Origin of the sequence: Streptomyces sp. NPDC088747, from assembly GCF_044751025.1 — a bacterium.
Classification (GTDB): Bacteria; Actinomycetota; Actinomycetes; order Streptomycetales; family Streptomycetaceae; genus Streptomyces.
Genome location: NZ_JBIVKZ010000007.1, coordinates 400,460 through 421,862 on the forward strand (window position 1 = coordinate 400,460; position 21,403 = coordinate 421,862).

A 21,403-nucleotide genomic window follows, 5' to 3' on the forward strand; every position below is an offset into this window, starting at 1 on the left:
GGCTCACCTCCCCTGAACCCCGCCGGCCGCCGGAGCACCGACGACGACATCGACCTCCCGGCCCGCGGACCTCTCCGTCAGCCGGCTGCCCGGAGGCAGCGACCGGATCCGCTCCAGGAGACCCCGCTGCTCCGCTTCCACCCGGCGGACCACTGCGCGGGCCGTAAACCACGGGCAGCACACCCGCAGCAGAAAGCCGCCCACTGCCGCCCCCACGACCGCGATCGTCGCTGGATCCATCCCTGCTCCATAGTGCCGACGGCACCCCACGCGCCGCGTCCACTCCCCAAAGCACGAAAGGCGCCCGGGTGTGACAGCCATGAAGGGCAACAGCCCCAGGACCAGGGAACGCCGGCGGACGCCACCACCCTCGCCCTGTCACCAGGATCGACTGGAGCCCAGCGTGCGGACGGTTCCGCGCTCACGTGATGACCCGCGCGGTACGCGCCGCGGACAGCCAGTGGGGGAACTCCTGCAGAAGCTGGTCGTACAGCAACCCGTCATCGGTCGCGCGGGGATCGCGGCCGGCGTGGAAGAAGCCCGCGTTGTCGACGATCCGGCAGGCGGGTACGGCCAGGGTGTCGAGGCGGTGCAGGAAGGCGAACTCGTTGTCGTCGGGGTCACCGAAGCCGATGAACTGCCAAAACAGCGGCAAGCGGGCGGCTTTACACAGATAGCGCTCGGCGGCGGGCCTGCTGGTGGGTCCGCCATCCGTCTGGAAGATCACCAGAGCGGGATCGGTGCTGCCGGACCCGAGGTAGTGGTCGATGACCTCGTCCATGGCCCAGTGGTAGTTCGTACGTCCCATGTGGCCGAGGTTCTCGTGCAGTTTGTCGATGCGGCTCGGGTAGTCGCCCAGACGCAGGTCGGTGGATCCGTCGACGTCGGTGGAGAAGAACACGACGGGCACGGTGCCGTCGTCATCGAGATGGGCGGACAGGGAGAGAACCTGCTCGCCCAAGTGCTGCATGGTGCCGTCCTTGTAGTAGCGCCGCATCGAGCCGGACCGGTCCAGGACCAGATACACCGCCGCGCGCACTCCCTCGAGGGCGTGCGCCCGCAGGCTGGAGCCCGCCCTCTTGTACAGACTGACGAGGCCCGGGGCCCTGGCCTGCATCGTGGACAGGCTGATCGCCGGGGCTGCGTCGCGCACGTTGCTCATGGTCGTGGTCGCCGTCTCTGTAGCGGGCGCTGGCCATTGTGCGTGCCCGGGCAGTGCCCCGAGGCCGGAAGAGGATTTCTTCACGCGTACGTGGTGACGTGACCGCTGAACACGCCCACCGCCACGAGCGCCCCACGTATCCCGACGATCGAGACGCCGCGGATCCTCCGGTCCGAGTCCGGAGCGCGGCGTGAGAGCCTCCTCGGGTGCCGGCGCGATGAACACCCCCCGGCCGCGCCCGGAACCCCCTCCGTGAGCCGTGAGCCGTGAGCCGCAACGTGACCGGCCGCGCAGGCACTTGCCCTCGCGTGTGCGCCCGCGCAGAGGCACCGTGCCGGGCTTCGGCTCCCTTCCTCCGGGGGGTTTGCCACCGGGGCGGGCGGATTCGTTTCACACCCCACCTAGCCTACTCAACGTAGTCGCCCGACTACTTTGAGTGGAAAGGGGAGTGGGATGCGTCCCAACTCGATGGGCCGGCTGGCGGTCCTTGCCTCGACAGCCCTGATGCTGGTCGCAGGGGTGAGCGTCGGCACGGCGCAGGCCGACGTGCCCGGCGGGCCCATGACGTACTCGATCGAGTTCTCCAACCCCCGGGAGAGCGACGACAACAACCTGCCCGAACCCTACGGAGAGGTCGTGGTGAGGGCCCCGTGGGGCCAGCAGACCGCACTGTGGGAACACCCCGACCGTGACATCAACACCCCCACCCTGCCCCGCTACCCGCTGTTCGGCGGCGCCGACCACCGGTTCGTCCCCCACCCCGTCACCGAACTGTGCGCCTATGTCGGGGAGGACGACACCGGCATCAACGACGACGACGTCCTCGCCGACGGCTGTGTGTCCTACACCGGCCCCGGCCAGTACACCGTCAGCGGCGAAGGCGGATCGGTGACCGTCACCGTCTACCACTTCGGCTGACGCGGACGCGGACGCCGGCCCCGCGCCGCCCCGACACCCCTGCTGTCCCGGGAGGGCCGCCTCCCGGGACAGCGGGCCCCCGAGATCCGCCGAGGACCCCGGGATCCGCCGGGGGGCAGCGCCCCGCGCAGTACGGCCGCGGCCGGACGGGTGAGGGAGAAACCTTACGTCCCCAGCGTGCCGCATATGCCCTGCGCGGCGCGGCAAAGGGTGCCGTCGACCCCCTCCCTCTCACGGAACGAGATCCTCGTGCGTCTGCGCCACTCCCTCGCCGCCGCCTGCGGCGCCCTCGCCCTCACCGCGGCCCTGGCCGCCCCCGCCCACGCCGCCACCGGCGACTTCGGCTACCGGTTCACCGGCATGAACGGGCAGCCGCAGGACGTCACGCTGCACGACCCGGCGAGCAGTGAGTGCGTCACCCTCCAGGAAGCCGCCGACCCGGACGCCTCCGGGCCCGCCTTCGCACCGCACAACGACACGGACGAGTTCGCGATCGTCTTCACCGGGCCCGACTGCACGGGCGACTCCTGGACCCTGCGCCCCCACGGCCGCCCCGCCACCGACCGCCTCAAGCTCCGCTCGGTCGTGTTCCAGGCCCGCTGACCCGAAAAAGAGCCCCCGTGAGGGCCAGTCAGGCCCGCCGAGACCCGGCGACTTCCCGGCGAATCCCGGCGGGTTCCCGGCGTCTGGGAGCCCCCGCCTGCCTGGCCCCTCCGTCTGCTGAGCGGCCCGTACCACGCGCGACGAGGCGGCCTTGCCCCTCGTCGAAGCCGCCGACAGCACGGCAGCACGGCAGCGCGCACAGCTCGCAGGCCGCACAGTTCACGGGCGCACGGGCGCACGGTCTCGCAGGCGGCACGGCTCGCGGTCTCGCGGGTCAGGCAGTCGCGGCGGCCGTCTGCCCGTCCAGTGCCGCGCACAGCCAGTCGTGTGCGGAACCGGGGGTCGGCTCCGCCGGGCCGCCCCGCGGGGTGATCACCTCGGCCACCAGCTCCCAGTACCGGTCGATCCGCGGGTCGGCAGCGAGCTGCCCGGCCAGCACACGGCGGAAGTCCGGGGTGTCCCGGGCGCCGTACGCGCTCACGTACGCGGCCACGAAACCGTCCAGCGCCTCTCCCGGGCCCGGTTCCCGCTCCGCGCGCAGCTGCACACCCGCCAGCTCGTACGCCTCGGCCAGACCCGCGTACAGCACGGCCGACCCGCCGGCCCCCGCGATCGCGTGCGCCACGGGCTGGGGCCGTTCGCCGCCGGTGCACGGCCGGCGGACGAGGGCGTTCAGCCGGGCGAAGGCCAGGACCTGGGCCGGGGCCGGGTCCTCGGGCGGCTGCGGCACCGCCGCCTCCAGGAACGCGGCGGCCGGCCGGGCCGGCATCCGCGGCGGCAGCCAGCCGCGCCAGAACCGGGCCAGCGGCGCCGTACTCGGCGGGCCCGGCACCGCGCCGAGCAGACGCAGCCGGTCCGCCCGCTCCCCGGGCGGGCACTCCTGCACCAGCCGCAGCGCCGCCTCCCGCCACCGCAGAGCCCTCAGCTGGGAGCCGAGCCCGCGGAGCTGTCCGGCGACGGCGTCCTCCAGCGCGCTGCCCGCCCCCGCCCCCGCCCCGGTCCCGGCGTCCTCCGCGTCCTCCTCGTCGAGGACGCGCCGCACCTCGGGCAGCGGCAGGCCCAGGGCGCGCAGGGAGCGGATCAGGCGCAGCCGGCCGAGCGCGTCGGGGCCGTACCGGCGGTGCCCGCCGGCGCTGCGGGACGCCTGCGGCAACAAGCCGCCGTCGGAGTAGAAACGGACGGTCTTGACGGTGACACCCGCCTGTTCGGCGAGCTCGCCGATGCTGCGCAGACCGTCGTGCGACGTGGCCACTTGAACCTCCCTCAGGGGGAGTTCCTACCGTACGGCCAGACGCGGACAGCCGGCCGGACCGGCCCGCGGACGACGGCGTACGAGGAGAGGGCCATGACCGAATTCATCCTGGTGCCGGGCATGTTCACCGGCGCCCACGTGTGGCAGGACACCGCCGGGCGGCTGACCGCGAAGGGCGCCGGCGCCCACCCGGTGACCCTCACCGGACTCGACGCACCCTGCGGCACGGTGTCGCCCGGCATCGACCTGGAGACACACATCGCGGACGTCCTCACGGTGATCGACGCGGTCCGCGCGGCGTCCGGCGGGGACATCGTGCTGGTCGGCCACGACTACGGCATCCACCCGCTGCTGGGCGCCGCCGACCGCCGCGCGGAGCACATCGCCCGCATCGTCCACCTGGACGCGGGAATGCCGCAGGACGGCCTGCCCGCCCTGGCCGCGGTGCCCGACCCGTCCCTGCGCGCCCTGGTGGCCGAACTCGCCGCGACGGGCGGAGCGCAAGGAGCCGGGGAACTGCCGCCCCCGGCGCCGGGGGAGTGGCAGCGCTGGGGCAGCACGGCCGGCGTCCCCGACGCGGCGCTGCACCGGCTCACCGCCCTCGCCGCGCCCCAGCCGCTGGCCACCCTGCTCCAGCCGCTGCGGCTCACCGGCGCGGCCGCCGCCCTCCCCGCCACCGGGGTGCTGTGCACCGGCAACGGCGCGAGCCTCGACATGCTCCAGATGCGGCTGGACTTCGGCGACCGTGCCCTGCAGGCCCTGGCCGACGCCCGGGTGACCCTCTTCGAACTCCCCACCGGGCACTGGCCGATGCTGTCCTGCCCCGCCGAACTGGCGGAGGTCCTGCTGCGGGCCGCGGCAGGCGAGGGACACCGGCTCACGCCGGCCCGCGACGGACAACTCCCCCCGCATCTACGGCCCTTCCTGCTGGACGTGCCCGAACTCCCGCGTGAGCGCACAGAGAACGTCGACCTGTACCTCCCCGACGCCCGGGAACCGGCACCCGCCGTGGTGTTCGTGCACGGCGGCCCCCTGCCCGCCGACGCCCGGCCGACCCCACGGGACTGGCCGACCCTGACGGGCTACGCCCGGTACGCGGCCGGGCAGGGGATGGCCGGCGCGACCCTCGACCACCGCCTGCACGACGTCGCCGACTACCCGCGCGCCGCCGCGGACGTGGCCGCCGCGGTGGAGCGCGTCCGGGCCGATCCGCGCGTGGACGCGGACCGGATCGCGCTGTGGTTCTTCTCCGGCGGCGGCCCGCTCACGGCCCACTGGCTGGGGGCGCCCCCCTCGTGGCTGCGCTGCCTGGTGGCCACCTACCCGATCCTGGCGCCCCTGCCGAACTGGGGAATGGCCGGCAGCCGCTTCCACCCGGCCGCCGCGGTGGCCCGCGCGGGCACCCTGCCCATCGTGCTCACCCGCATCGGCCGCGAACTCCCCGAGATCGCCGCCACGGTCGAGGAGTTCCTGGCCGCGGCCAAGGACAGCGGGGCACACGTCGAGGTGGTCGACGTGCCGCACGGCCGCCACGGGTTCGAGAGCCTCGACCCGACCGAGGAGTCACGCCAGGCCGTGCACCACGCGATGCGCTCGGTACGGGCACACCTGACGGCCTGAGCCGGCCGGCCGGAGCCCGGTGGCCCTCGTCTGCGTCGGCTGAAGCAGCCGCCCAGGAAACGTCTTCGGGAAGCTCAGCCGAAGGGGGGCTTCGTAACGGACGATCTCTGCCATCGGGACGCGGCCCGATGAAAAGGGGGCGGCTCCGTCCTCGGGGGAGGACGGAGCCGTTCGCCGGGCGCGCGGGTGGGGTCAGGCGTGGCGGCGGTTTCCCGTGACGACCCGGTACAGGGCGAGGAGGATCAGCGAGCCGACGATGGCGGCGATCCAGGTGGAGATGTCGAAGAAGCCGTCGATGGAGTCGACGCCGAAGATGACCTTGCCGAGCCAGCCACCGAGGAGGCCTCCCGCGACTCCGATGAGCATCGTGATGATGATGCCGCCCGGGTCCTTGCCAGGCATGAGCACCTTGGCGATGATGCCCGCGAGCAGACCGATGAGTATCCAGGCGATGATGCCCATGATGTGTCTCCTACCTGGTCAGATAAAGGCTGTGTCAGAGACACCGTGTGTTCCGTGTCGGCGATTTCAAACCTCGCGGGCAGGTTCGCGGAAGTCCGGAGAGGAGACTCGCCGCATTCGCAGGCCCCCTGCGCACGCCAGGAGCCGGCACTCCGGGCGCACGGCAGCCCGTCCGTAACAGCCACAGCGCCGCCTGCGCCGAAGGGCCTTCGCGGTCACCCGCGGAAGGCGGCCCGGCACTCCTCCAGCGGTGCACCGTCGTGAGAGGGCGGTACGTGACCTGATGCCTGGTTCGGTTTCGCCTGTGCGAAGACCCGTCGACCGACCGGCACCTCCCCTCCACCCCGTCCTGGCGCAGCGCATGAGCGGCGGCCCACAGCAGACCCTCGGTGTCCTGCCGGCACGTCTGGAGGTCCGCGAGCGGCAGATCGCTGTGGAAGCGGAGGCCGCTCACGAGCAGATCGCGCAGCTGACCGTGCTGCTGGACGGACTCGCCCAGGGCGCCGAGCACATCACGATCACCCGCAAAACGCTCCTGGAACTGCCCGACGAAACGCCCTCGGCACCGGCCACACCGACTCCAGCCCTGCCGGGCGGCCCCGCCTGCCAGCAGATCATGGCCGTGTCCGCCGAAACCGACGCTCCGCTACGGGCGAGGAACGTGTGCGAGGCGATGGACCTGGACCTCGTCCCGAACGACATCGACAACGTCCGCATCAGACTGAAGCGCCTGGCCGGGCGCGGAATCCTCGATGAGACCGAGCCGGGACTGTTCAGCAGGCCGCGACCGTAACCGCCTGGCGAACCTCCCACCGGCCCCCTCGCGTCGTTCTGCCGGCCCGCCGAGGAAACCCGTTGCGAGTGAGCCGCATCGGATGTCTGATTGACCGGCCGCCGATCACGGGACGGAACATGAGGACGCCGCTGCCCACCCCCTCGTTGCAGACCTCTCGCCTTCGACTGCGTGCCTTCGAAGACGCTGACGCGAACGACCTCTTCGCGCTGCAGAGCAACGCCTACGTGCTGCGCTACTGGGACGATCCACCGTGGACCGAACGCGCGCGCGCCGAGAAGTTCATCACCCGTTGCCGAGAGATGGAAATGGAAGGCACCGGGACGCGGCTGGCCGTCGATCGTGTCTCCGATGGGGCGTTCATCGGCTGGTGCACCCTGAACAGGTGGAATCCGGACTTCCGCAGCGCGTCGCTGGGCTACTGCTTCGACGATGCAGCGTGGGGCCACGGTTATGCGACCGAGGCCGCGCGTGCCTTGCTGCGGTGGGCATTCGACACGCTGGACCTGAATCGCGTCCAGGCTGAGGCCGATACGCGCAACGTGGCATCTGCCCGCGTGCTGGAGAAGCTCGGCTTCCTGCGTGAAGGGACATTGCGAGAAGACTGCGTCGTCAACGGCGAGGTCTCTGACTCATGGGTCTACGGGCTGCTCAGGCGGGAATGGCGGCCGTCGTCCGAGCCGGCTCCCGCCCGCTGAGTCCCACCGCCCGGCACCCGGTATCGACCACGCCCCGAACCACTGATCACTGCGCCTCACCCACACTCAACACGACGAACCGGGTAAACGCTCACATATCTCCCTCTAGGAGAGAGGGGCTCTGTCCCGCTGCGCCGCGAACTCTCATGACGCTTCGCCCGACGGTGCGGGCGGGTCGGCGCCGCGATCCCCGTGGTGCCATCAGCCGCAGGGGCCTGAAGGAGCGTGTGCCGCAGGACAGTTCATCACTCCCCAGGCTGCGGCGCGGAGCGCAGCAGTGTCCCGGCCCGCTCTTCCAGCAGGGCCACCCCGAGCAGTTCGCCGTCCACGGGCCCGTACTGCTCGAGCGCGTCCTCATGGACCCGGCGGACGGCGTCTGCGAGGGAGTGAGGGGTTCCGAGCCGCTCGGCGAGAGCGGTGACCGCTGCCAGCTGGTCGAGGATGTGGTCGAGGCCGAAACTGGCGAGGTAGTCGCCGGCCAGCAGCGAGGGAAGGTCGTTGCGGATGAAGGCGGAGGACGCGGGACTGGAGGCCAGGGTTTCGGCCAGTACGCCGACATCGATACCGGCCCGCTGGGCCAGGAGGAGGGCTTCCGCGGTGGCGACGGCCTGGCCGAACCACAGAAGGTTGACCAGCAGCTTGGCCGTGTAGCCGGCGCCGTGGCCGCCGACGTGCGTGACGCGGGTGGCCACGGCGGACAGCAGCGGCTGATGGCGTGCCAGAACGTCGCCCTCTCCCCCCACGAAGAGCCGCAACCGCCCAGCGGCGGCGTCGGTGGGCGAGCCGCCCATCGGCGCGTCAAGCACGCTCACGCCGTGTGTCGTCGCGCGTCGTCGGAGCGGCTCGGCATCTGTAGGCGTGTTGCTGCTCATGTCGATCCAGGTCGCGTTCGAGGCGAGCGCCTGCAGAACGGCGTCGCCGACCACGTCTGATACTTCTTCAGGCCCGGGAAGCACAGTGATCAGGACGTCCGCGCCCGCTGCCGCGGACTCGGCCGAATCCGCGAACCGGGCCCCGCCGGCCCAGGCCGTGACTCTGCGCCCGGGATCCACGTCGTAGGCCCGAACCTGGTATCCGGCGCGGACGAGGTTCGAGCAGATGTGCCCTCCCATACGTCCCACCCCGATCAGACAGATCATCCACCCCTCCGGCCCCGCATGAACTCCGCTGAAGAGATTGTGCGCCCTCACCCGGGTACGGGGATCCGGCAGCCACAGCTACCCGCAAGCCGACCGCGAGCGCACTGCCCACACCCCGCTCCCCGCGTGCTGCTCCCGGCAGGGGACCTTGCCGCATGAGGCGTGGGCACAGAGCGCAACCGGGCAGCGCGGACCGCGTGCTGGGCAGTGCTGGGCATCGGCGGACCGTGTACCGCTCACATGACCAGGTCTGCGAGCACGGCCTTCCCTGTGACCACGGGGAAGGCGGGCAACCCCCGCCGAGGGTTCGCCCGGCACGGCCTGCTCGGCCCCGGCCGCCCCGTGCGGTGAGAAGCCGAAGCACTCGACCCGCCGCCCTCCACCGCTGGTCCGCGCCGCCCACGATCCGCACTTGGAATTCTCCTGAGACCATTTTGTCCGGCGTTCCCTTGGCTTTGCGTGCTGAAGACGACGACAGCTGACGGGGAAAACCGGGGTGCCATGCCTGGTGGCATTGATCTCAGAGCTCGATCTTCCAGCACGCATGATGGGGCACTGGATGAACACCATTTGACTGCCTGGAGACCGACGTCACGAGCAGCAGGGAAGGGAAGCCGTCGACCTGAACACAGCTCGGCTCCCATTTCCCTGCTCTTTCCGGGAAAACGCCGTGACCGCGCACGCCAGGTGTCGCCGACAGGTTGCGCCTGATTGCCGCACCGGCAGCCCGCCGTCACTCAGCCGTCGACCTCGGCCGCTGACGGCCCGGCGGCACATGGGCCGGCAGGCGCGTGCTCACATTCCCCGGTCGCAGATGCGATCGGGGAACGGGCTGTCCTCCTTCACGCGAACCCGGCGGCGCCAGGCAGACGGTGGACGACCAGCGACCGGACAGCCGGGGATACGCACGCTACTCCCACTGCCTGCCCGTGCCGTCCCGCAGTCACGTGCGGACCCACCGATGGTAGGCGTCCAGGTCGACGTTGCTGCCACAGATGACGGTGGCCACATGGCGGCCGGCGAAGCGGTCGCGGTCCTCCAGGACGGCCGCGACGCCGAGGGCCGCCGAGGGTTCGACGATCAGGCCCGCGCGCTCCAGCAGCATCCGCATGGCCGTGACGATGGACGCCTCGCGGACCAGGACGGCGTCGTCGGCCACCGTGAGGAGGTCCTCCAGGACCGCGGGGATGGGGTACCGGCCGGCGACGCCGTCGGCGATGGTGTCGGCCGAGTCGGTGGTGACGACCCGGCGCTGATGCCAGGAACGGGTCATCGCGGGCGCGCCGAGGGGCTGCACGCAGATCACCTCGACATCCGGCGCGAGGCTCTTCAGGACGTAGCCCACGCCGGTGGCCATCGCGCCGCCGCCCAGGGCGATCAGGACCGCGTCGAAGGAGGGCGCCCCGTCCGCCAGTTCCAGGCCGATGGTCGCCGCGCCCTCGCAGGTCTCGATGTCGAGACTGTCCTCGACCAGCCGGATGCCGCGCCGCCGCGCGATCTGCGCGGCCCGTTCGCGGGCCATCTCGAAATCGCCGTCGACCAGCTCCAACTCCGCGCCCAGCGCACGGATTCGGTCGAGCTTGGCGACGGGCGCCCTGCGTGATGCCACGACCGTCACGTCCAGACCACGGCGCCGGCCGGACCAGCCCAGGGCCTGGCCGAGGTTGCCGGCGCTCGCGCACACCGCGGCGGTGCGGCCCTGCCCGGCCAGCAGGCCGGCGACCAGTTCGGTGCCGCGGCCCTTGAAGCTGCGCACCGGGTTCGCCGTCTCCAGCTTGATGCTCACCGCGCAGCCGAGCTCGCGCCCCAACGCGTCGCACCGGTACAGCGGCGTGTTCAGGAAGACCGGGTCGATGTCACGGCGGGCCGCCCGGATCCGGGCAAGGTCAAGGCGCGTCGCGGGCATGAGCGGCAACGTACCGCGGTGCGGCGCCGACGTCCTGTCCCGCACCCGCGGCAGCATCCGCACACGTACGCCCCCTCCAGGCTCGTACGGCTACGGCAGTTCCCCGGAACCGGGCGCACCTCGTGCCCACCGCCGCGGCCGCCCGGCGGAACCCGCGCGCGATGACCGGGCAACGACGCCCCCGCAGCCGTACGACACGCACGTCGTCCTGCTCTGGGCGGGCACCCTGCACCGGGCGGTCGGCGGGCGTGCGGTTGCCGCCGGCGAGGACCGCTCACTCCTCGGCCTGCCGACGCCGCTTGTACTGCGCGAGCTGCCGGTCCAGCTCCGTGCGGACATCGGAGTTCAGGTCTCCCGTACGAGCCCAGTCGACGAGCAGTTCCGCGACGTGACGGAGCTTGACGTTGGTCCGCTGCGACACCTCTTTGAGGACATCCCATCCCTGCTCCGGGGTCAGCCGCCCAAGGGCCAGGACCACTCCGATCGCCTGGTCCACCACCGCGTGCGAGCGCAAAGCTTCGTGCAACTGGGCGTTTTCCTCCCGCAGTTCACCCACCTGTTCCTGCGGCTGTCCCACCGCGCGGTGGTCGACACGTTCCTCCATGCGCTCCTCCAACGACTCCTCACACGCTGGCCCAGGCCTCGGCAGGAACAGCGCCATCACCTTCGCCTTCGCAGCGAAGACCCCCGGTCTCTGACCTGCCCTTGCTTCACCGTCTGCCCCGAAATCGCCCAGGCGAGCCCCACCCGGCCCGACCCGAGACGAAGATCACCCGGCGATGGCCGACAGCAGGGCCAGGGCGCAGGCCTGGGCCTGGGGGCGGACACCCGGCCTCGGCCCGTCGGAGGACGGGGCATCTCGCGGAAGCGCGGGACTAACTGCCCCCCGCCGTACGGGTGGTGAGGTCGTCGTCCGTGATGGGGCGGACCACCCGGCAGGGGGTTCCGACGGCGACGGTCATGGGGGGAATGCTGCGGCTGACGACGCTGCCGGCGCCGATGACCGATCCGTATCCGATACGGACGCCGGGAAGGACGACCACGTTGCTGCCGATCCACACCTTGTCCTCGATGACGATCGGTTCCGAGAACCGCGCGAAGTCCACGCGCCGTGAGGGATGCACCGGGTGTCCCGTCGTGGTCAGCGTCACGCTGGGGGCGATCATGACGCCGTCGCCTATGCGGATGTCGACGTCGTCGACGAACGTGAGGTTCACGTTGCCGAAGAAGTCGTCACCGATGTGGACGTTGCTTCCGAACCCGGCGTGGAACGGCGGCAGCAGCACCGTGCGTTGGCCGACCGACCCGAAGATCGCGACGAGCAGCGACCGGCGTCTTTCCGTCTCGCCCGGCGGCGTGTGGTTGTACTCGAAGATCTGCTCGGTGCGGCGCCGAGGGGCCTGGAAGGCTGCTTCCGACTCGGAGTAGAGGAGGCCCTTGCCGATCCGGGCGAGGACGTCCTCCTCATAAGCGTGCGACACGACAGAACACTCCGTTCATCGAACCCCTGGAGCACAGGCGTGCCGCGCTCCGCGTCAACTGCGCAGCGAGAGCCTACGGGCGGCGCGAGGAGGCGACCTGTACGGCACCGGGCGCGCCCTGGACACCGCCGGCACCGTCGCACCTGCCGCCGTTGACGCATGTGCAGGGCGGGCCGGCCCGGATATCGCAGGGGGCGAGGGTGCTCGCGCAGTGCCCGGCTCGATCACCTTCCGGGGTGCCGGGCCTTCAGCCGTTGCATGCAGGGAAGTTCGGGTACCCGAGGGGGACGACAGAACCGACGGACGAACACAGGGAGAGCGACATGGCGAAGACGAAGGCATCCGGCACCACGCACCCGAAGGCCGCCTCAGCGGCAGGCCGGGCCGCCAAGGGTGGCAAGTCGAAGAGCAGCAGGACGGCCGCTGCGAGCGCACTGTCGCAGACCTCCGGCAAGGCGGGCGCGGCCGACGCGAAGACGACCAAGTCCGGGTCGGCCTCCGCCGCGGGCAAGACCGTGCAGGCCAAGAACCGGTCGAAGTCCGAGAAGAGGGCCGCGGGCAGCGCCCTGGCCCAGACCCCGGCCAAGTCGTCGCGCAGGCCCGGCAAGAAGGTTCTCACCGCCGCCGCCAAGGTGCTGGCCGACAAGAAGTCGACCAAGGCGGCGCGCTCGGACGCGGCGAGCACTCTTGCCCAGGCCGCGGCGCACGCGCTGAAATAGCGCGCAGGGCCGCCTCTTGGGGAGGCGCAGCCGAACCCCGGCGGGGGAGAGGCCGGGGGATACGGCGCCCCGGTCCGGCTGCGTCGCGGGCGATGTCGCCCCGAACAGCGTTCCCCGCCAGGGCGGTTGCCCCGGAGCGCAAGGCCCGGGCCCGCCCCAGCCGGATCCGTGGGGTGGTATTAATCGGGCAAAGGAACCGAACGGCCCGGCTGTATCCCAGAGATGAGGGCACTCGGACTTCCGCGGCACAGAGGTGCCGTTCACCGAGAGAAAGCGAAACCCCATGTACATAGGCCTGGGAACCGTCGTCCTCATCATCATCGTCATCGCCGTCGTCATGGTGCTCCGCCGCGGCTGACCCCGGCCCTGTGGCGGAGCACCCGTGCGGACAACGCGCGCTCTTCAGCAGCGCGAAGCGGGCCCTGGCGCCGTGCAGCACGGCGAAACGCCGCACGCCCGCCGGACACGGGCCCGCCGGTACACGGCCCGTCGACACGGTCCGGCGCCGAAGGCCACCGCCGCACGCACCACGACGGCCCCCGCCTCAATTTCCCCCCGTTGACCGGTACCGGCCACCGGCTGGGCCCGGCCGGCGCCCGCTGCCGAGGCGCCGGTGCCTGCCTGTCGGCCGCCTTCCGGCCCCACGTCCCGGCCGCCGCGAACGTCAGAGCCCCGGCTGGACGGGGGAGACCAGCCGGGGCGGTAGGTGGTGGCGTGCGGAGGGCGGTCGCCTCGCGGCGGAAGGCTCCATGGGGCTTCAGCCGGACGATCGTCCCCATGGGCTGGAGGTGAGGCCCGGGGACACTGTCCCCTCCGCAGCCACATACGGATGAACGGTCAACCAGTTCTGTTTGTTCCCCGTCGGCCCCGCGACCGTATGAACGGCGACAGCGCGGGCCCCCTCACCAGTCACCGGCCCCACATCACGTCGCCGGGCGAGCGCCTTTGTGACAGGACGGGCCCACCGGCCGGGCGCCGGCCCTCCGCCTCCACCGCAGCCGCTCACGTCCCCGGCCCCGTTCCCGCCCCCGTGACCGATGTCCCGGCGAACCCGGTGACCGTAACTGCCAATACGGACACCAGGCTTGGTCCGAACTTTTCCACTTCGGACCAATCCGGGCGCCACGACGGCAACGGATTACGCACGCAGGCCGGCGGCGGCAAGCGGACGGCACCCCCTGTCATCGTAGGGAGTCGCCGCCGGCTGCCGCACCGACTGCCGGTTGTGCTGTCGGGTCAACACCACCCCAGTGAGAGGCAGTCGCATGACAGGCAAGGCGGGCGAGAAGAGGCATATACGCCCGGACCACGGCAGGGACGTCAAGCAGCACGGCAAGGACGTCATGGAACGCCGCACGGACGTCATGGTCCGTACCGAGCGCGACCTCCACGAGCCGGCCCCCCGGCAACCGCGACGAGAGACGGCCGATCCAGCAGACGACTCGCACGCGCCGGCACCCGGAACGGAAAACCGCGCGACGGCGATGGCGCCCGCCGTGCCCGGCGCCGCGGACAGCCCGGACGCCGAGGCCGCACCCCGCCCCCGCCCGAGCCCGCAGGCTCAGCGGAAGGGCATGTGGCAGTGGCAGCCCTCGCCACAGGACGCGGCACGGATACCCGCCACCGAGTGGAACCTGACGGACCTGACCGAGGAGCCCCTCTCTCCGCCCGCCACCGCAGCCCCGGCACCCGCAAGCACCCCCCGCGCACACGTCGTGCAGACCGCCGCCAAGGCTCAGACGGACGACAGCGCCTCGCACCGCGAGGACTCAACGACACAACACCCCGCGGACGGCCACGACCCGGAAAGCCGGTCCGGATCGCCGGGCGGCGCACCGATATTCGTCGACCCCAGCGGCCGGCGGGCCAGCCGCATGCGCCGGATGGGCTGGCTCGTAGCGGCCGGCTGCGTGTGCTCCGTGGCCACTCTCGGCGTCGCCGTCACCGACAGCAACTCCACCGCGCCCTGGCTCCGCATACCCGGCATGCCCGGTAGCGTCGGCAGCCAGGACCGGGGTGCGGACGAAGCACCGCGCCCCGGACGGCAGGCCCCCGCCACCCCGGCAGCCGACAGCCCTGCGTCCACCGCCCCGGAAGCACCGCAGGGCCGGCGCACCGGGACTACCACGGCCGCGGACGCGACGACTGGCCCACTGCCGAACGGAAACGGCACGCGCACCGCACCCGGCAACCCGGCCGCCACCCCGCCCTCCAAGGCGAACGGCACCGGGACACCGCCCACCGGCAGCACGGAAACAAGCGCCGCCCAGCCGAACCAGACGACGCCCCCCGCCACCGACGGGGAAGCGACGACGCCGCCGGGCTCGGCCACTCCTTCGCCGCCGAGCACCCCGGCCGAACCCTCGCCGACCGAGACACCCGCAGCCGGCCTGCTCGACGGCCTGGTGGACGCCGTCTCCGGCCTCCTCGGCAGGTAACGCCCCCGCCAACAGCCAACAGCCAACAGCCAACAGCCAACAAGCCCGCTTGACGGTTCCCCACGCGGCACCAGATGCCCCCGATGATGTCCTGGACGTTGCCGGTCGTGCCCCGTACGGCCGCGCTCCCCACGTCCTGCTGACCGCTGGGCCATGCACACGCCAGGCCCGAATCTGATCAAGCAGCCCCATCACCCGCCCCTTCGCCCCTTCCAGGACCAGCCCGTCCTCGGCATCATGGTCCCTCCTCACCGGTGAACGGGCGTCAGCCTCCCTACGCGACAAGGAAGTCGAGACGGGGCGGGATGCGGAGGCCGGGCGCGGCGCGGCCGGGGCGTCGGCGCTCGAAGCACCCCCTCATGGCCCCGCCCCCCGGTCGGCCAAGGGCTGTCACCGAGGCGCCCACGTGACCGCGCCACGGCGTGTTCAGCAACACCGTTCCGGGGCGCAGACGTTCACGGCACACACGCCCCCGGCACCGGCCGGGGCGCCGTCCACGGCGGCGCAGGCACAACGCCCCCGGCAGGCGCTGGCCGCTGCCGCCACCTACTCCGGCGGCAGCGGCCACTCCAGTCTCGCCCGGCCCTCTCCACGCCCGGCACGGCGCGGCACATCCGCATCCGCATCCACGTCCACATCGCACACGCCTCACCACGCGCGCGTGGAAAGGCTTCTGACCAGGTGTGACGGACGCAGCCGTGGGGGCGACTTGGTCTATTCGGGTTGTATCTGAAGACTTTTGCGGTGTCTCAACGCTTCTTTTCCCGTTTTATGGCATTCCTTAGGGGCTTGGTCAATAAGTACTACAATCATTCCGGGCTTGAAGGAGTTCAGCATGGTCATGTCCTCTTTCCTCCGCTCCCGTAGCGTCCAGGGGAGTGCCGCAGTGGCCGCCGTCGTCGCTGGTGCCACCCTCGCCGGAGGGGGAGCTGCCTATGCCGCTCCCGGTGACAGCGGCGCCATCGACGTCCGCTCGTTCGACTGGCACTCGCGCGGCGGCGACGGAGTCGAGGTGTGCGAGTTCGTCCTCTCCGCCAGCAACTTCGAGTCGCTGCCGGCGGTCGCCTGGACGATCACCGCGCAGCCTCCGACCGTTCCGCCGGGCGACACGCTGCAGAGCACGCTGCCGCTGATCAACGGCTCGGCGCAGAGCGCCAAGTACCGGCTCCCGCAGGGCACGTACCAGCTGGTGTGGACCACCCCGGCGGGCCCCAAGCAGAAGAGGTTCGCGGTCGACTGCCGCCGGCACCAGAACCACGACCGCAGCCCCGCGGACAAGATCGGCCCGGACAAGGACTACCGCAAGCCCATCGGCGCGGTGCCGGCAGGCGGCGGAGGCGTCCCGGACCTGGAGAACGTCAGCTCCCAGAGCGACTCCAGCGACTCCAACGCCGGGACCGCCGCCGCCCTGACCGCAGGCGGGATCGGTCTCGCCACGCTGATCATGATCCGCCGAGGCGCGCGCCGCCGTGCCCGCAACGAGGCATAGCCAGAGCCGACGGCCACAGCCACGGCAACAGCCACAACCACGGCAACAGCCACGGCCACGGCCACGGCGACGACGGGGCCCCAGTCGTGCGTGCCGTCTGTCGATGACGCTGTGCGCGACCTTCGCACTGGTGACCGGCATCGTCTGGGCGACTTCGGACTCCCCGGACGGGTCCGCGCCCGCCGCCGCCCGCGCTGGTGACGCCGAGGGCGGCGGCGACCGGGGCCCCCAACAGGCCCAGCACGCACCCCTGTCACGCTCCCGGCCGGTGAAGATCACCATCCCCGCCATCTTCATCGAGGCCCCGGTCACCGGCCTCGACCTCGACAGCAAGGGCCGGCTCGGCGCCCCACCGCTGAGCAGGCCGAAAGTGGTGGGCTGGTTCCGCAACGGCCCCTCACCCGGCGAAGCGGGAACCTCCCTGATCGTCGGTCACCGCGACACCGACACCGGACCGGCGATCTTCCTCAACCTCAACACCCTGCACCGGGGCGACACGGTGAAGGTCACCCGGGCCGACCGGGTGACCGCCGTCTTCACCGTCGACGAGGTCAAGAAGTACGCGAAAGACAAGTTCCCCGACAACAAGGTGTACGGAACCACCAACCGTCCCGAACTCCGACTCATGACATGCGGCGGAAGCTTCGACAAGAAGCACGGCTACTCGGCCAACGTCGTCGTCTTCGCCCACCTGGCCTCGCTCAAGAAGCAGGCAGCCTGAGCACACGAGCGACGCGGAAACGGCCGGCACCTCAAAACGAGGTGACCGGCCCGCCCGCCCGCGCCGCGGCAACAGACACGATCCACCCCCCGGCCGGGACACGCGCCTCCACCACGCGCCGCCGGTTGTCCGCTCGCCTGGCCCGAACCCCAGACGCCCCCGGCCTACCCACACCGGCCGACGGCCCGCTCCCGTTCGCCGACGTCACCACCGGCCCTGGACGAGCTGTCCGCCACCACGCCTGCGGGGCGGCAGCACCCCGCGCGGAAACGTGGGTGGGGCCGTGGGATTGTCGCGGTCGTGGCGGTCAGCCGGCGATCGCCACGGCGGAGTGGAGCTCGCGGACGCCCGTGGTGTGCGGGTGCCGCTCGGCAAGTTCGTTGATGATGCCGCGGATCGCGGGCCGGTCCTGGACCTCGCCGGGGCTGGCCCGGTGTGCGTCCAGCAGCGCGCGGGCGGTCTGCTCGGGCCGGTTCCACGCCCACCAGGCCCGCGCCATGTCCGTGCCCAGCCTCGCTTTGCGTTCGGCGGTCGGGAACTGACCGGGCCGCAGATTCTTCCCGGCTTCCAGCGCGGCGCCGGCGTCGCCGAGTGCCCAGTGCACGCCGACCGCGTACAGGTCGACGGCGGCCGAGCTGATGGGAAACAGGCGGCCAGGCGGCGGCGCCTGGGACAGGTGGCGGGCGGAGCGGCGAGCTTCCTCGACCATCGCCAGCGCCTGGGCCCGCTGCCCTCCCCGGGCGGCTGTGTAGGCGAGCGTGCACAGCATCTGCGCGTACGCGGCCGCTGAAGCATCTGTGCGCAGGCCGGTCGCTTCCACATCGGCGGCCGCTGACGTCATGAGGCGCTGGGCCTCGCCGTGGTGGTCCTGGTGGCGCCACACGATCGCCAGTTCCCGGGCGGCAGCGGCCGCCGCGAGCGGTGAGCCGGACACCTCGGCCCAGGTGCGGGCCCGGTCCGCGGTGAGCCGGGCCCGCTCGTGGGAGCCGACCTTGCTGAGGACGGAGGAGGCCAGGGTGTAGACGGCGGAGAGCCGGGCCTGGTCGAGGCCCCGGCGGGAGACGGCGCCACGGTGTCCGTCCGCGATGAGGCCGGGCAGCACGGCCAGGAGCCGGCCGTGCACGCCCTTGTCGTAGAACTGGCGGGCGGTGGCCAGGCGGCGGTCCAGCGGCCCCAGGCCACTCGTTGGCGCCGGGGTGGCGGCGAGGGCCTCGTCCAGCCCCATGAGCAGGGCAGCCGGTCCGGTGGCCGCCGTGGCGGTGAGCAGCGTACGGCGGCGCATGGGGTCCTCCTCGGCGTCACGCGAACAGGCCGTCACTCTAGTACCGGCCGGTACCGCAACGAGAGGTGGCGCCAGAGAAGTCATCAGGACGTGTCGGGGCATGCCCACCTCGGCCGCCGCCCGGTGCACGAGCGCCAAGTCGACCACCCGCGAGCGGCGTTCGAGACGAGAGACGGTGGCTGCCGAACAGCCGATCCGCTCCCCGAACGCGGCCAGCGTCCACGCATGGTGTTCGCGTCCGAGCCGGATCAGGGCGCCGGGACGGCGCTGCGAGGCCATCTGACTGGCCGTCATGCTGTTCCAGAGCGGGTCTACGGGCACGGAACCCTCCCACACCGCACGCACTGCCGGGGGCGTCCCACGGTAGAGGGGGTCGCAGGCGTCGTCGAGGCCGCTTGCAGGATGCGCAAAGCCGTTGCGCCGTACGGCAGATGACCACGCTGCGGCCGGCCGGCACGGTGTGCTGGACGCATCGCCCCGAGCCGCGGGGCACCGCCCACTGGAGGCACCTATGGCAACCGCAGCCGCATTCCCCCCGGCCCTCGACCCGACAGCCGGCACCGTCCGCTCAGCCCGGAACGCCGTGCCGGCAGCCCTGTGGGACAAGCAGGTCCGGCTCCTCATGCGGGACCACCCCTACGACTCGGTCATGGCAGCCCGTGTCCTTGGCCAGGGCTACGCCTACCTGCTGACCGCCATGCGGCACCGGGGCGAAAGCCTCGGACTCGCCCCGAGCACACTCGTCGACATCGGCGTCCACACCGTCATCCTCGACACCCTCACCTACTTCGAGCTGTGCAACCGCTTCAACGGCGGCCACTTCCTCCACCACCTGCCTGAAGTCGACGTCAAGGACGACGGCTCGGTGCTGCGCACGGCGGACGTGATCGCCGCCGACGGCTGGGACGTCGACCTCCCGCTGTGGGCGGACGCCGCCAAGTGCGGCCCCTGCCACCCCGGCAGCGACTCCCACTGACCAGCCCGACACACAGTGATCACGGGCCCCGGCCACAGGCCGGGGCCCGTGCCACACCCTCGGGTGAGATCCGGCCGAACCTGCCCGCCGGCCGATAGCCGCCGCCAGGATGAGCCGGGTGACCCGCACCGCAGACCTCTGGCATCACCACGGCCGCACCCGGCACGCCACCGACCGCACCGTGCCCGGCGCCTTCCACTGGAACTGGGGCCAGAACAGCGGTCCCGGAGCGGAACTCCTCGGCGACCTCACCGGCCGCCGCGTAGGAGATCTCGGCGCCGGGGCGGCCCGGCACGCAGCCCACCTGGCCGTCCACCACCAGCCCGCCCGCATCACCGCCATGGACGCCTCGCCCGCCCAGCACGCCATGGCCGGCGACCTGTACGGCCACCTCGCCCCGCGGCTGCGCCTGCTTCATCGCGACGTACCGGCCCACCTGCGGACCAGCGCCGGCACCTACGACGTGCTCTACAGCGTCTTCGGCGCCGTCGATTTCACCGAGCCGCGCGAACTGCTCCCGGCGGCGGCGAGCGCGCTGCGCCCTGGTGGGCGGCTGGTGTTCGCCACCCTCGCCCATCACCTCGGCGGCGCGCCCGCGCACTCCGACGCCCAGCACACCGAGATCGGTGCGAAGACGCCGGACGGCGGGGCAGCCCTCCTGCACCGCTGGGTACTCCAGGAACACGTGTGGACCAAACTCCTCGACGAGGCCGGGTTCACCCGGATCAGTACCGAGGTGCTGCCCGGCCGGCCGGGGCCGCGCGCTGCCGACACGCTCCTGATGACAGCGTTCCGCACGGGGGACCAACGGACCCTCTGACGCAACTGCCGACCGGCTCGGCTTCCCACCCCGGCCGGACCGGCCGGAGACCGGGGGCGCGCAGGTCCAGGATGAACCGCGGCCGCCCGCCGGGCCCACCCGGCGGGAACGAGATCCGCGCTGTGGCTCCCGGCCCCACCAGCGCCCGCCCGACGAGGACCTGGCGCCGCAGACCGTTCCCCACCGGCAAGGGATACGCCCGAGCAGTGCCCGACTGTCGGTAACGTGACGACCGTGATGGTGGGCACGGAGGAGACCCGGCTGGTGGTGCTGCGCGGCAACAGCGCGTCGGGCAAGTCGTCGGTCGCGGCCGGCGTGCGAGAACGGTTCGGGCGTGGTCTGGCGCTGGTGGGTCAGGACAATCTCCGCCGGATCGTGCTGCGCGAGCGCGACCGGCCGAACGCAGCGAACATCGGCCTGATCGACCTGACAGCCCGCTACGCCCTGGACGCCGGGTTCCACGTCGTGATCGAAGGCATCCTCTACGCCGACCACTACGGCGACATGCTCGCCCAGCTCCGCGCCGACCACCGCGGCCCGAGCCACGGCTACTACCTGGACGTGCCGTTCGCCGAGACTCTCGCCCGGCACACCACCAAGCCGATCGCCGACGACGTCACCGAGACACAACTGCGTGAGTGGTACCGGCCCTTCGACCTGCTGCCCGGCGGCGGTGAAAAGGTCATCGGCGCCGCCAGCGCCCTGACCGAAACCATCGAGCACATCCTCCTCGACACAGGCCTGGCCCGTCTGCCCGCACTGGACCGCTGACCGCTGACCGCTGACCGCTGACCGCTGACCGCTGACCGCTGACTGTTGACCGGCAACCGGCAACCGGCAACCGGCAACCGGCACCACCGTCCGGCTGCGACGCACCGCAGACGACAGGTACCCGGCGCTGGCACGGCTCCGAGATGACGGGTA

Annotated in this window: 21 protein-coding genes; 12 read left to right on the plus strand and 9 right to left on the minus strand. The window is 71.9% G+C overall.

What is annotated here, in order from left to right; all coding sequences use genetic code 11:
- Positions 1 to 3: 3 nt before the first annotated feature.
- Both ACIP79_RS19755 and ACIP79_RS19760 read right to left on the minus strand, forming a co-directional pair.
- The gene (locus ACIP79_RS19755; RefSeq protein ID WP_401224911.1) at positions 4 to 240 is read right to left on the minus strand and encodes a hypothetical protein; all 237 of its coding nucleotides are present in this window, start codon (positions 238 to 240) and stop codon (positions 4 to 6) included.
- A 181-nt stretch (positions 241 to 421) separates the two neighbouring features.
- Positions 422 to 1,162 carry a VWA domain-containing protein gene (locus ACIP79_RS19760; protein WP_401224913.1) on the minus strand — a complete coding sequence of 247 codons (741 nt, stop codon included), beginning with the start codon at positions 1,160 to 1,162 and terminating at the stop codon, positions 422 to 424.
- A gap of 453 nt (positions 1,163 to 1,615) precedes the next feature.
- Here ACIP79_RS19760 and ACIP79_RS19765 point away from each other — a divergent pair, with 453 nt between their 5' ends.
- Both ACIP79_RS19765 and ACIP79_RS19770 read left to right on the plus strand, forming a co-directional pair.
- On the plus strand, positions 1,616 to 2,080 hold the full coding sequence (locus ACIP79_RS19765; protein ID WP_401224915.1) for a hypothetical protein: 465 nt from the start codon (positions 1,616 to 1,618) through the stop codon (positions 2,078 to 2,080).
- 249 nt (positions 2,081 to 2,329) lie between these two features.
- On the plus strand, positions 2,330 to 2,683 hold the full coding sequence (locus tag ACIP79_RS19770; RefSeq protein WP_401224918.1) for a hypothetical protein: 354 nt from the start codon (positions 2,330 to 2,332) through the stop codon (positions 2,681 to 2,683).
- A 274-nt stretch (positions 2,684 to 2,957) separates the two neighbouring features.
- On the opposite strand, the gene ACIP79_RS19775 is transcribed toward ACIP79_RS19770, so the two are convergent.
- On the minus strand, positions 2,958 to 3,935 hold the full coding sequence (locus tag ACIP79_RS19775; protein ID WP_401224919.1) for a MerR family transcriptional regulator: 978 nt from the start codon (positions 3,933 to 3,935) through the stop codon (positions 2,958 to 2,960).
- 93 nt (positions 3,936 to 4,028) lie between these two features.
- Between ACIP79_RS19775 and ACIP79_RS19780 the strand changes: the two genes are divergently transcribed.
- Entirely contained in the window at positions 4,029 to 5,555 is a 1,527-nt protein-coding gene (locus ACIP79_RS19780; RefSeq protein WP_401224921.1) for an alpha/beta fold hydrolase, read from the plus strand.
- Between the two features lie 192 nt (positions 5,556 to 5,747).
- Here ACIP79_RS19780 and ACIP79_RS19785 read toward each other — a convergent pair whose 3' ends face one another.
- Complete coding sequence (locus ACIP79_RS19785; RefSeq protein ID WP_383683813.1) at positions 5,748 to 6,017, minus strand: GlsB/YeaQ/YmgE family stress response membrane protein; 270 nt, start codon at positions 6,015 to 6,017, stop codon at positions 5,748 to 5,750.
- Between the two features lie 361 nt (positions 6,018 to 6,378).
- Between ACIP79_RS19785 and ACIP79_RS19790 the strand changes: the two genes are divergently transcribed.
- Together ACIP79_RS19790 and ACIP79_RS19795 are read left to right on the plus strand one after the other, a co-directional pair.
- Entirely contained in the window at positions 6,379 to 6,810 is a 432-nt protein-coding gene (locus ACIP79_RS19790; RefSeq protein ID WP_401224924.1) for a hypothetical protein, read from the plus strand.
- 119 nt (positions 6,811 to 6,929) lie between these two features.
- Positions 6,930 to 7,508, plus strand: coding sequence for a GNAT family N-acetyltransferase (locus tag ACIP79_RS19795; protein WP_401225010.1), 579 nt, complete (start codon positions 6,930 to 6,932; stop codon positions 7,506 to 7,508).
- A gap of 245 nt (positions 7,509 to 7,753) precedes the next feature.
- On the opposite strand, the gene ACIP79_RS19800 is transcribed toward ACIP79_RS19795, so the two are convergent.
- The 4 genes from ACIP79_RS19800 to ACIP79_RS19815 all read right to left on the minus strand — a co-directional run bounded on the left by ACIP79_RS19800 (position 7,754) and on the right by ACIP79_RS19815 (position 12,034).
- Complete coding sequence (locus ACIP79_RS19800; RefSeq protein WP_401224926.1) at positions 7,754 to 8,647, minus strand: NAD(P)-dependent oxidoreductase; 894 nt, start codon at positions 8,645 to 8,647, stop codon at positions 7,754 to 7,756.
- A 943-nt stretch (positions 8,648 to 9,590) separates the two neighbouring features.
- Positions 9,591 to 10,553 (minus strand): threonine/serine dehydratase, encoded by a 963-nt coding sequence (locus ACIP79_RS19805; protein ID WP_401224929.1) that lies wholly within the window; start codon positions 10,551 to 10,553, stop codon positions 9,591 to 9,593.
- Positions 10,554 to 10,827: 274 nt separating this feature from the next.
- The gene (locus ACIP79_RS19810) at positions 10,828 to 11,157 is read right to left on the minus strand and encodes an ANTAR domain-containing protein (RefSeq protein ID WP_401224931.1); all 330 of its coding nucleotides are present in this window, start codon (positions 11,155 to 11,157) and stop codon (positions 10,828 to 10,830) included.
- Between the two features lie 271 nt (positions 11,158 to 11,428).
- Positions 11,429 to 12,034: a sugar O-acetyltransferase gene (locus ACIP79_RS19815; protein WP_401224933.1), complete on the minus strand. Its 606-nt coding sequence runs from the start codon at positions 12,032 to 12,034 to the stop codon at positions 11,429 to 11,431.
- A 323-nt stretch (positions 12,035 to 12,357) separates the two neighbouring features.
- On the opposite strand from ACIP79_RS19815, the gene ACIP79_RS19820 reads away from it, so the two are divergent.
- The 4 genes from ACIP79_RS19820 (at position 12,358) to ACIP79_RS19835 (ending at position 17,401) form a co-directional block, all read left to right on the plus strand.
- A complete protein-coding gene (locus ACIP79_RS19820; protein ID WP_401224936.1) occupies positions 12,358 to 12,753 on the plus strand; it encodes a hypothetical protein in 396 nt (131 codons plus the stop codon).
- Between the two features lie 1,265 nt (positions 12,754 to 14,018).
- Positions 14,019 to 15,191, plus strand: a complete 1,173-nt coding sequence (locus ACIP79_RS19825) for a hypothetical protein (protein WP_401224938.1) — start codon at positions 14,019 to 14,021, stop codon at positions 15,189 to 15,191.
- 835 nt (positions 15,192 to 16,026) lie between these two features.
- Positions 16,027 to 16,680: a hypothetical protein gene (locus tag ACIP79_RS19830; protein WP_401224941.1), complete on the plus strand. Its 654-nt coding sequence runs from the start codon at positions 16,027 to 16,029 to the stop codon at positions 16,678 to 16,680.
- Between the two features lie 103 nt (positions 16,681 to 16,783).
- Complete coding sequence (locus tag ACIP79_RS19835; RefSeq protein WP_401224944.1) at positions 16,784 to 17,401, plus strand: class F sortase; 618 nt, start codon at positions 16,784 to 16,786, stop codon at positions 17,399 to 17,401.
- 307 nt (positions 17,402 to 17,708) lie between these two features.
- Here ACIP79_RS19835 and ACIP79_RS19840 read toward each other — a convergent pair whose 3' ends face one another.
- A complete protein-coding gene (locus ACIP79_RS19840; protein WP_401224945.1) occupies positions 17,709 to 19,004 on the minus strand; it encodes a helix-turn-helix domain-containing protein in 1,296 nt (431 codons plus the stop codon).
- Between the two features lie 190 nt (positions 19,005 to 19,194).
- Here ACIP79_RS19840 and ACIP79_RS19845 point away from each other — a divergent pair, with 190 nt between their 5' ends.
- The 3 genes from ACIP79_RS19845 to ACIP79_RS19855 all read left to right on the plus strand — a co-directional run bounded on the left by ACIP79_RS19845 (position 19,195) and on the right by ACIP79_RS19855 (position 21,250).
- Entirely contained in the window at positions 19,195 to 19,659 is a 465-nt protein-coding gene (locus ACIP79_RS19845; RefSeq protein ID WP_401224948.1) for a hypothetical protein, read from the plus strand.
- A gap of 118 nt (positions 19,660 to 19,777) precedes the next feature.
- On the plus strand, positions 19,778 to 20,479 hold the full coding sequence (locus ACIP79_RS19850; protein ID WP_401224951.1) for a class I SAM-dependent methyltransferase: 702 nt from the start codon (positions 19,778 to 19,780) through the stop codon (positions 20,477 to 20,479).
- 237 nt (positions 20,480 to 20,716) lie between these two features.
- Positions 20,717 to 21,250, plus strand: coding sequence for a kinase (locus ACIP79_RS19855; RefSeq protein ID WP_401225012.1), 534 nt, complete (start codon positions 20,717 to 20,719; stop codon positions 21,248 to 21,250).
- Positions 21,251 to 21,403: the final 153 nt, after the last annotated feature.

Coding starts and splice junctions, on each gene's coding strand:
- ACIP79_RS19825 (WP_401224938.1), top strand. CDS start 14,019: ATGACAGGCAAGGCGGGCGAGAAGAGGCATATACGCCCGGACCACGGC.
- ACIP79_RS19785 (WP_383683813.1), bottom strand. CDS start 6,017: ATGGGCATCATCGCCTGGATACTCATCGGTCTGCTCGCGGGCATCATC.
- ACIP79_RS19810 (WP_401224931.1), bottom strand. CDS start 11,157: ATGGAGGAACGTGTCGACCACCGCGCGGTGGGACAGCCGCAGGAACAG.
- ACIP79_RS19780 (WP_401224921.1), top strand. CDS start 4,029: ATGACCGAATTCATCCTGGTGCCGGGCATGTTCACCGGCGCCCACGTG.
- ACIP79_RS19805 (WP_401224929.1), bottom strand. CDS start 10,553: ATGCCCGCGACGCGCCTTGACCTTGCCCGGATCCGGGCGGCCCGCCGT.
- ACIP79_RS19795 (WP_401225010.1), top strand. CDS start 6,930: ATGAGGACGCCGCTGCCCACCCCCTCGTTGCAGACCTCTCGCCTTCGA.
- ACIP79_RS19765 (WP_401224915.1), top strand. CDS start 1,616: ATGCGTCCCAACTCGATGGGCCGGCTGGCGGTCCTTGCCTCGACAGCC.
- ACIP79_RS19790 (WP_401224924.1), top strand. CDS start 6,379: ATGAGCGGCGGCCCACAGCAGACCCTCGGTGTCCTGCCGGCACGTCTG.
- ACIP79_RS19855 (WP_401225012.1), top strand. CDS start 20,717: ATGGTGGGCACGGAGGAGACCCGGCTGGTGGTGCTGCGCGGCAACAGC.
- ACIP79_RS19755 (WP_401224911.1), bottom strand. CDS start 240: ATGGATCCAGCGACGATCGCGGTCGTGGGGGCGGCAGTGGGCGGCTTT.
- ACIP79_RS19835 (WP_401224944.1), top strand. CDS start 16,784: ATGACGCTGTGCGCGACCTTCGCACTGGTGACCGGCATCGTCTGGGCG.
- ACIP79_RS19820 (WP_401224936.1), top strand. CDS start 12,358: ATGGCGAAGACGAAGGCATCCGGCACCACGCACCCGAAGGCCGCCTCA.
- ACIP79_RS19830 (WP_401224941.1), top strand. CDS start 16,027: ATGGTCATGTCCTCTTTCCTCCGCTCCCGTAGCGTCCAGGGGAGTGCC.
- ACIP79_RS19800 (WP_401224926.1), bottom strand. CDS start 8,647: ATGATCTGTCTGATCGGGGTGGGACGTATGGGAGGGCACATCTGCTCG.
- ACIP79_RS19760 (WP_401224913.1), bottom strand. CDS start 1,162: ATGAGCAACGTGCGCGACGCAGCCCCGGCGATCAGCCTGTCCACGATG.
- ACIP79_RS19845 (WP_401224948.1), top strand. CDS start 19,195: ATGGCAACCGCAGCCGCATTCCCCCCGGCCCTCGACCCGACAGCCGGC.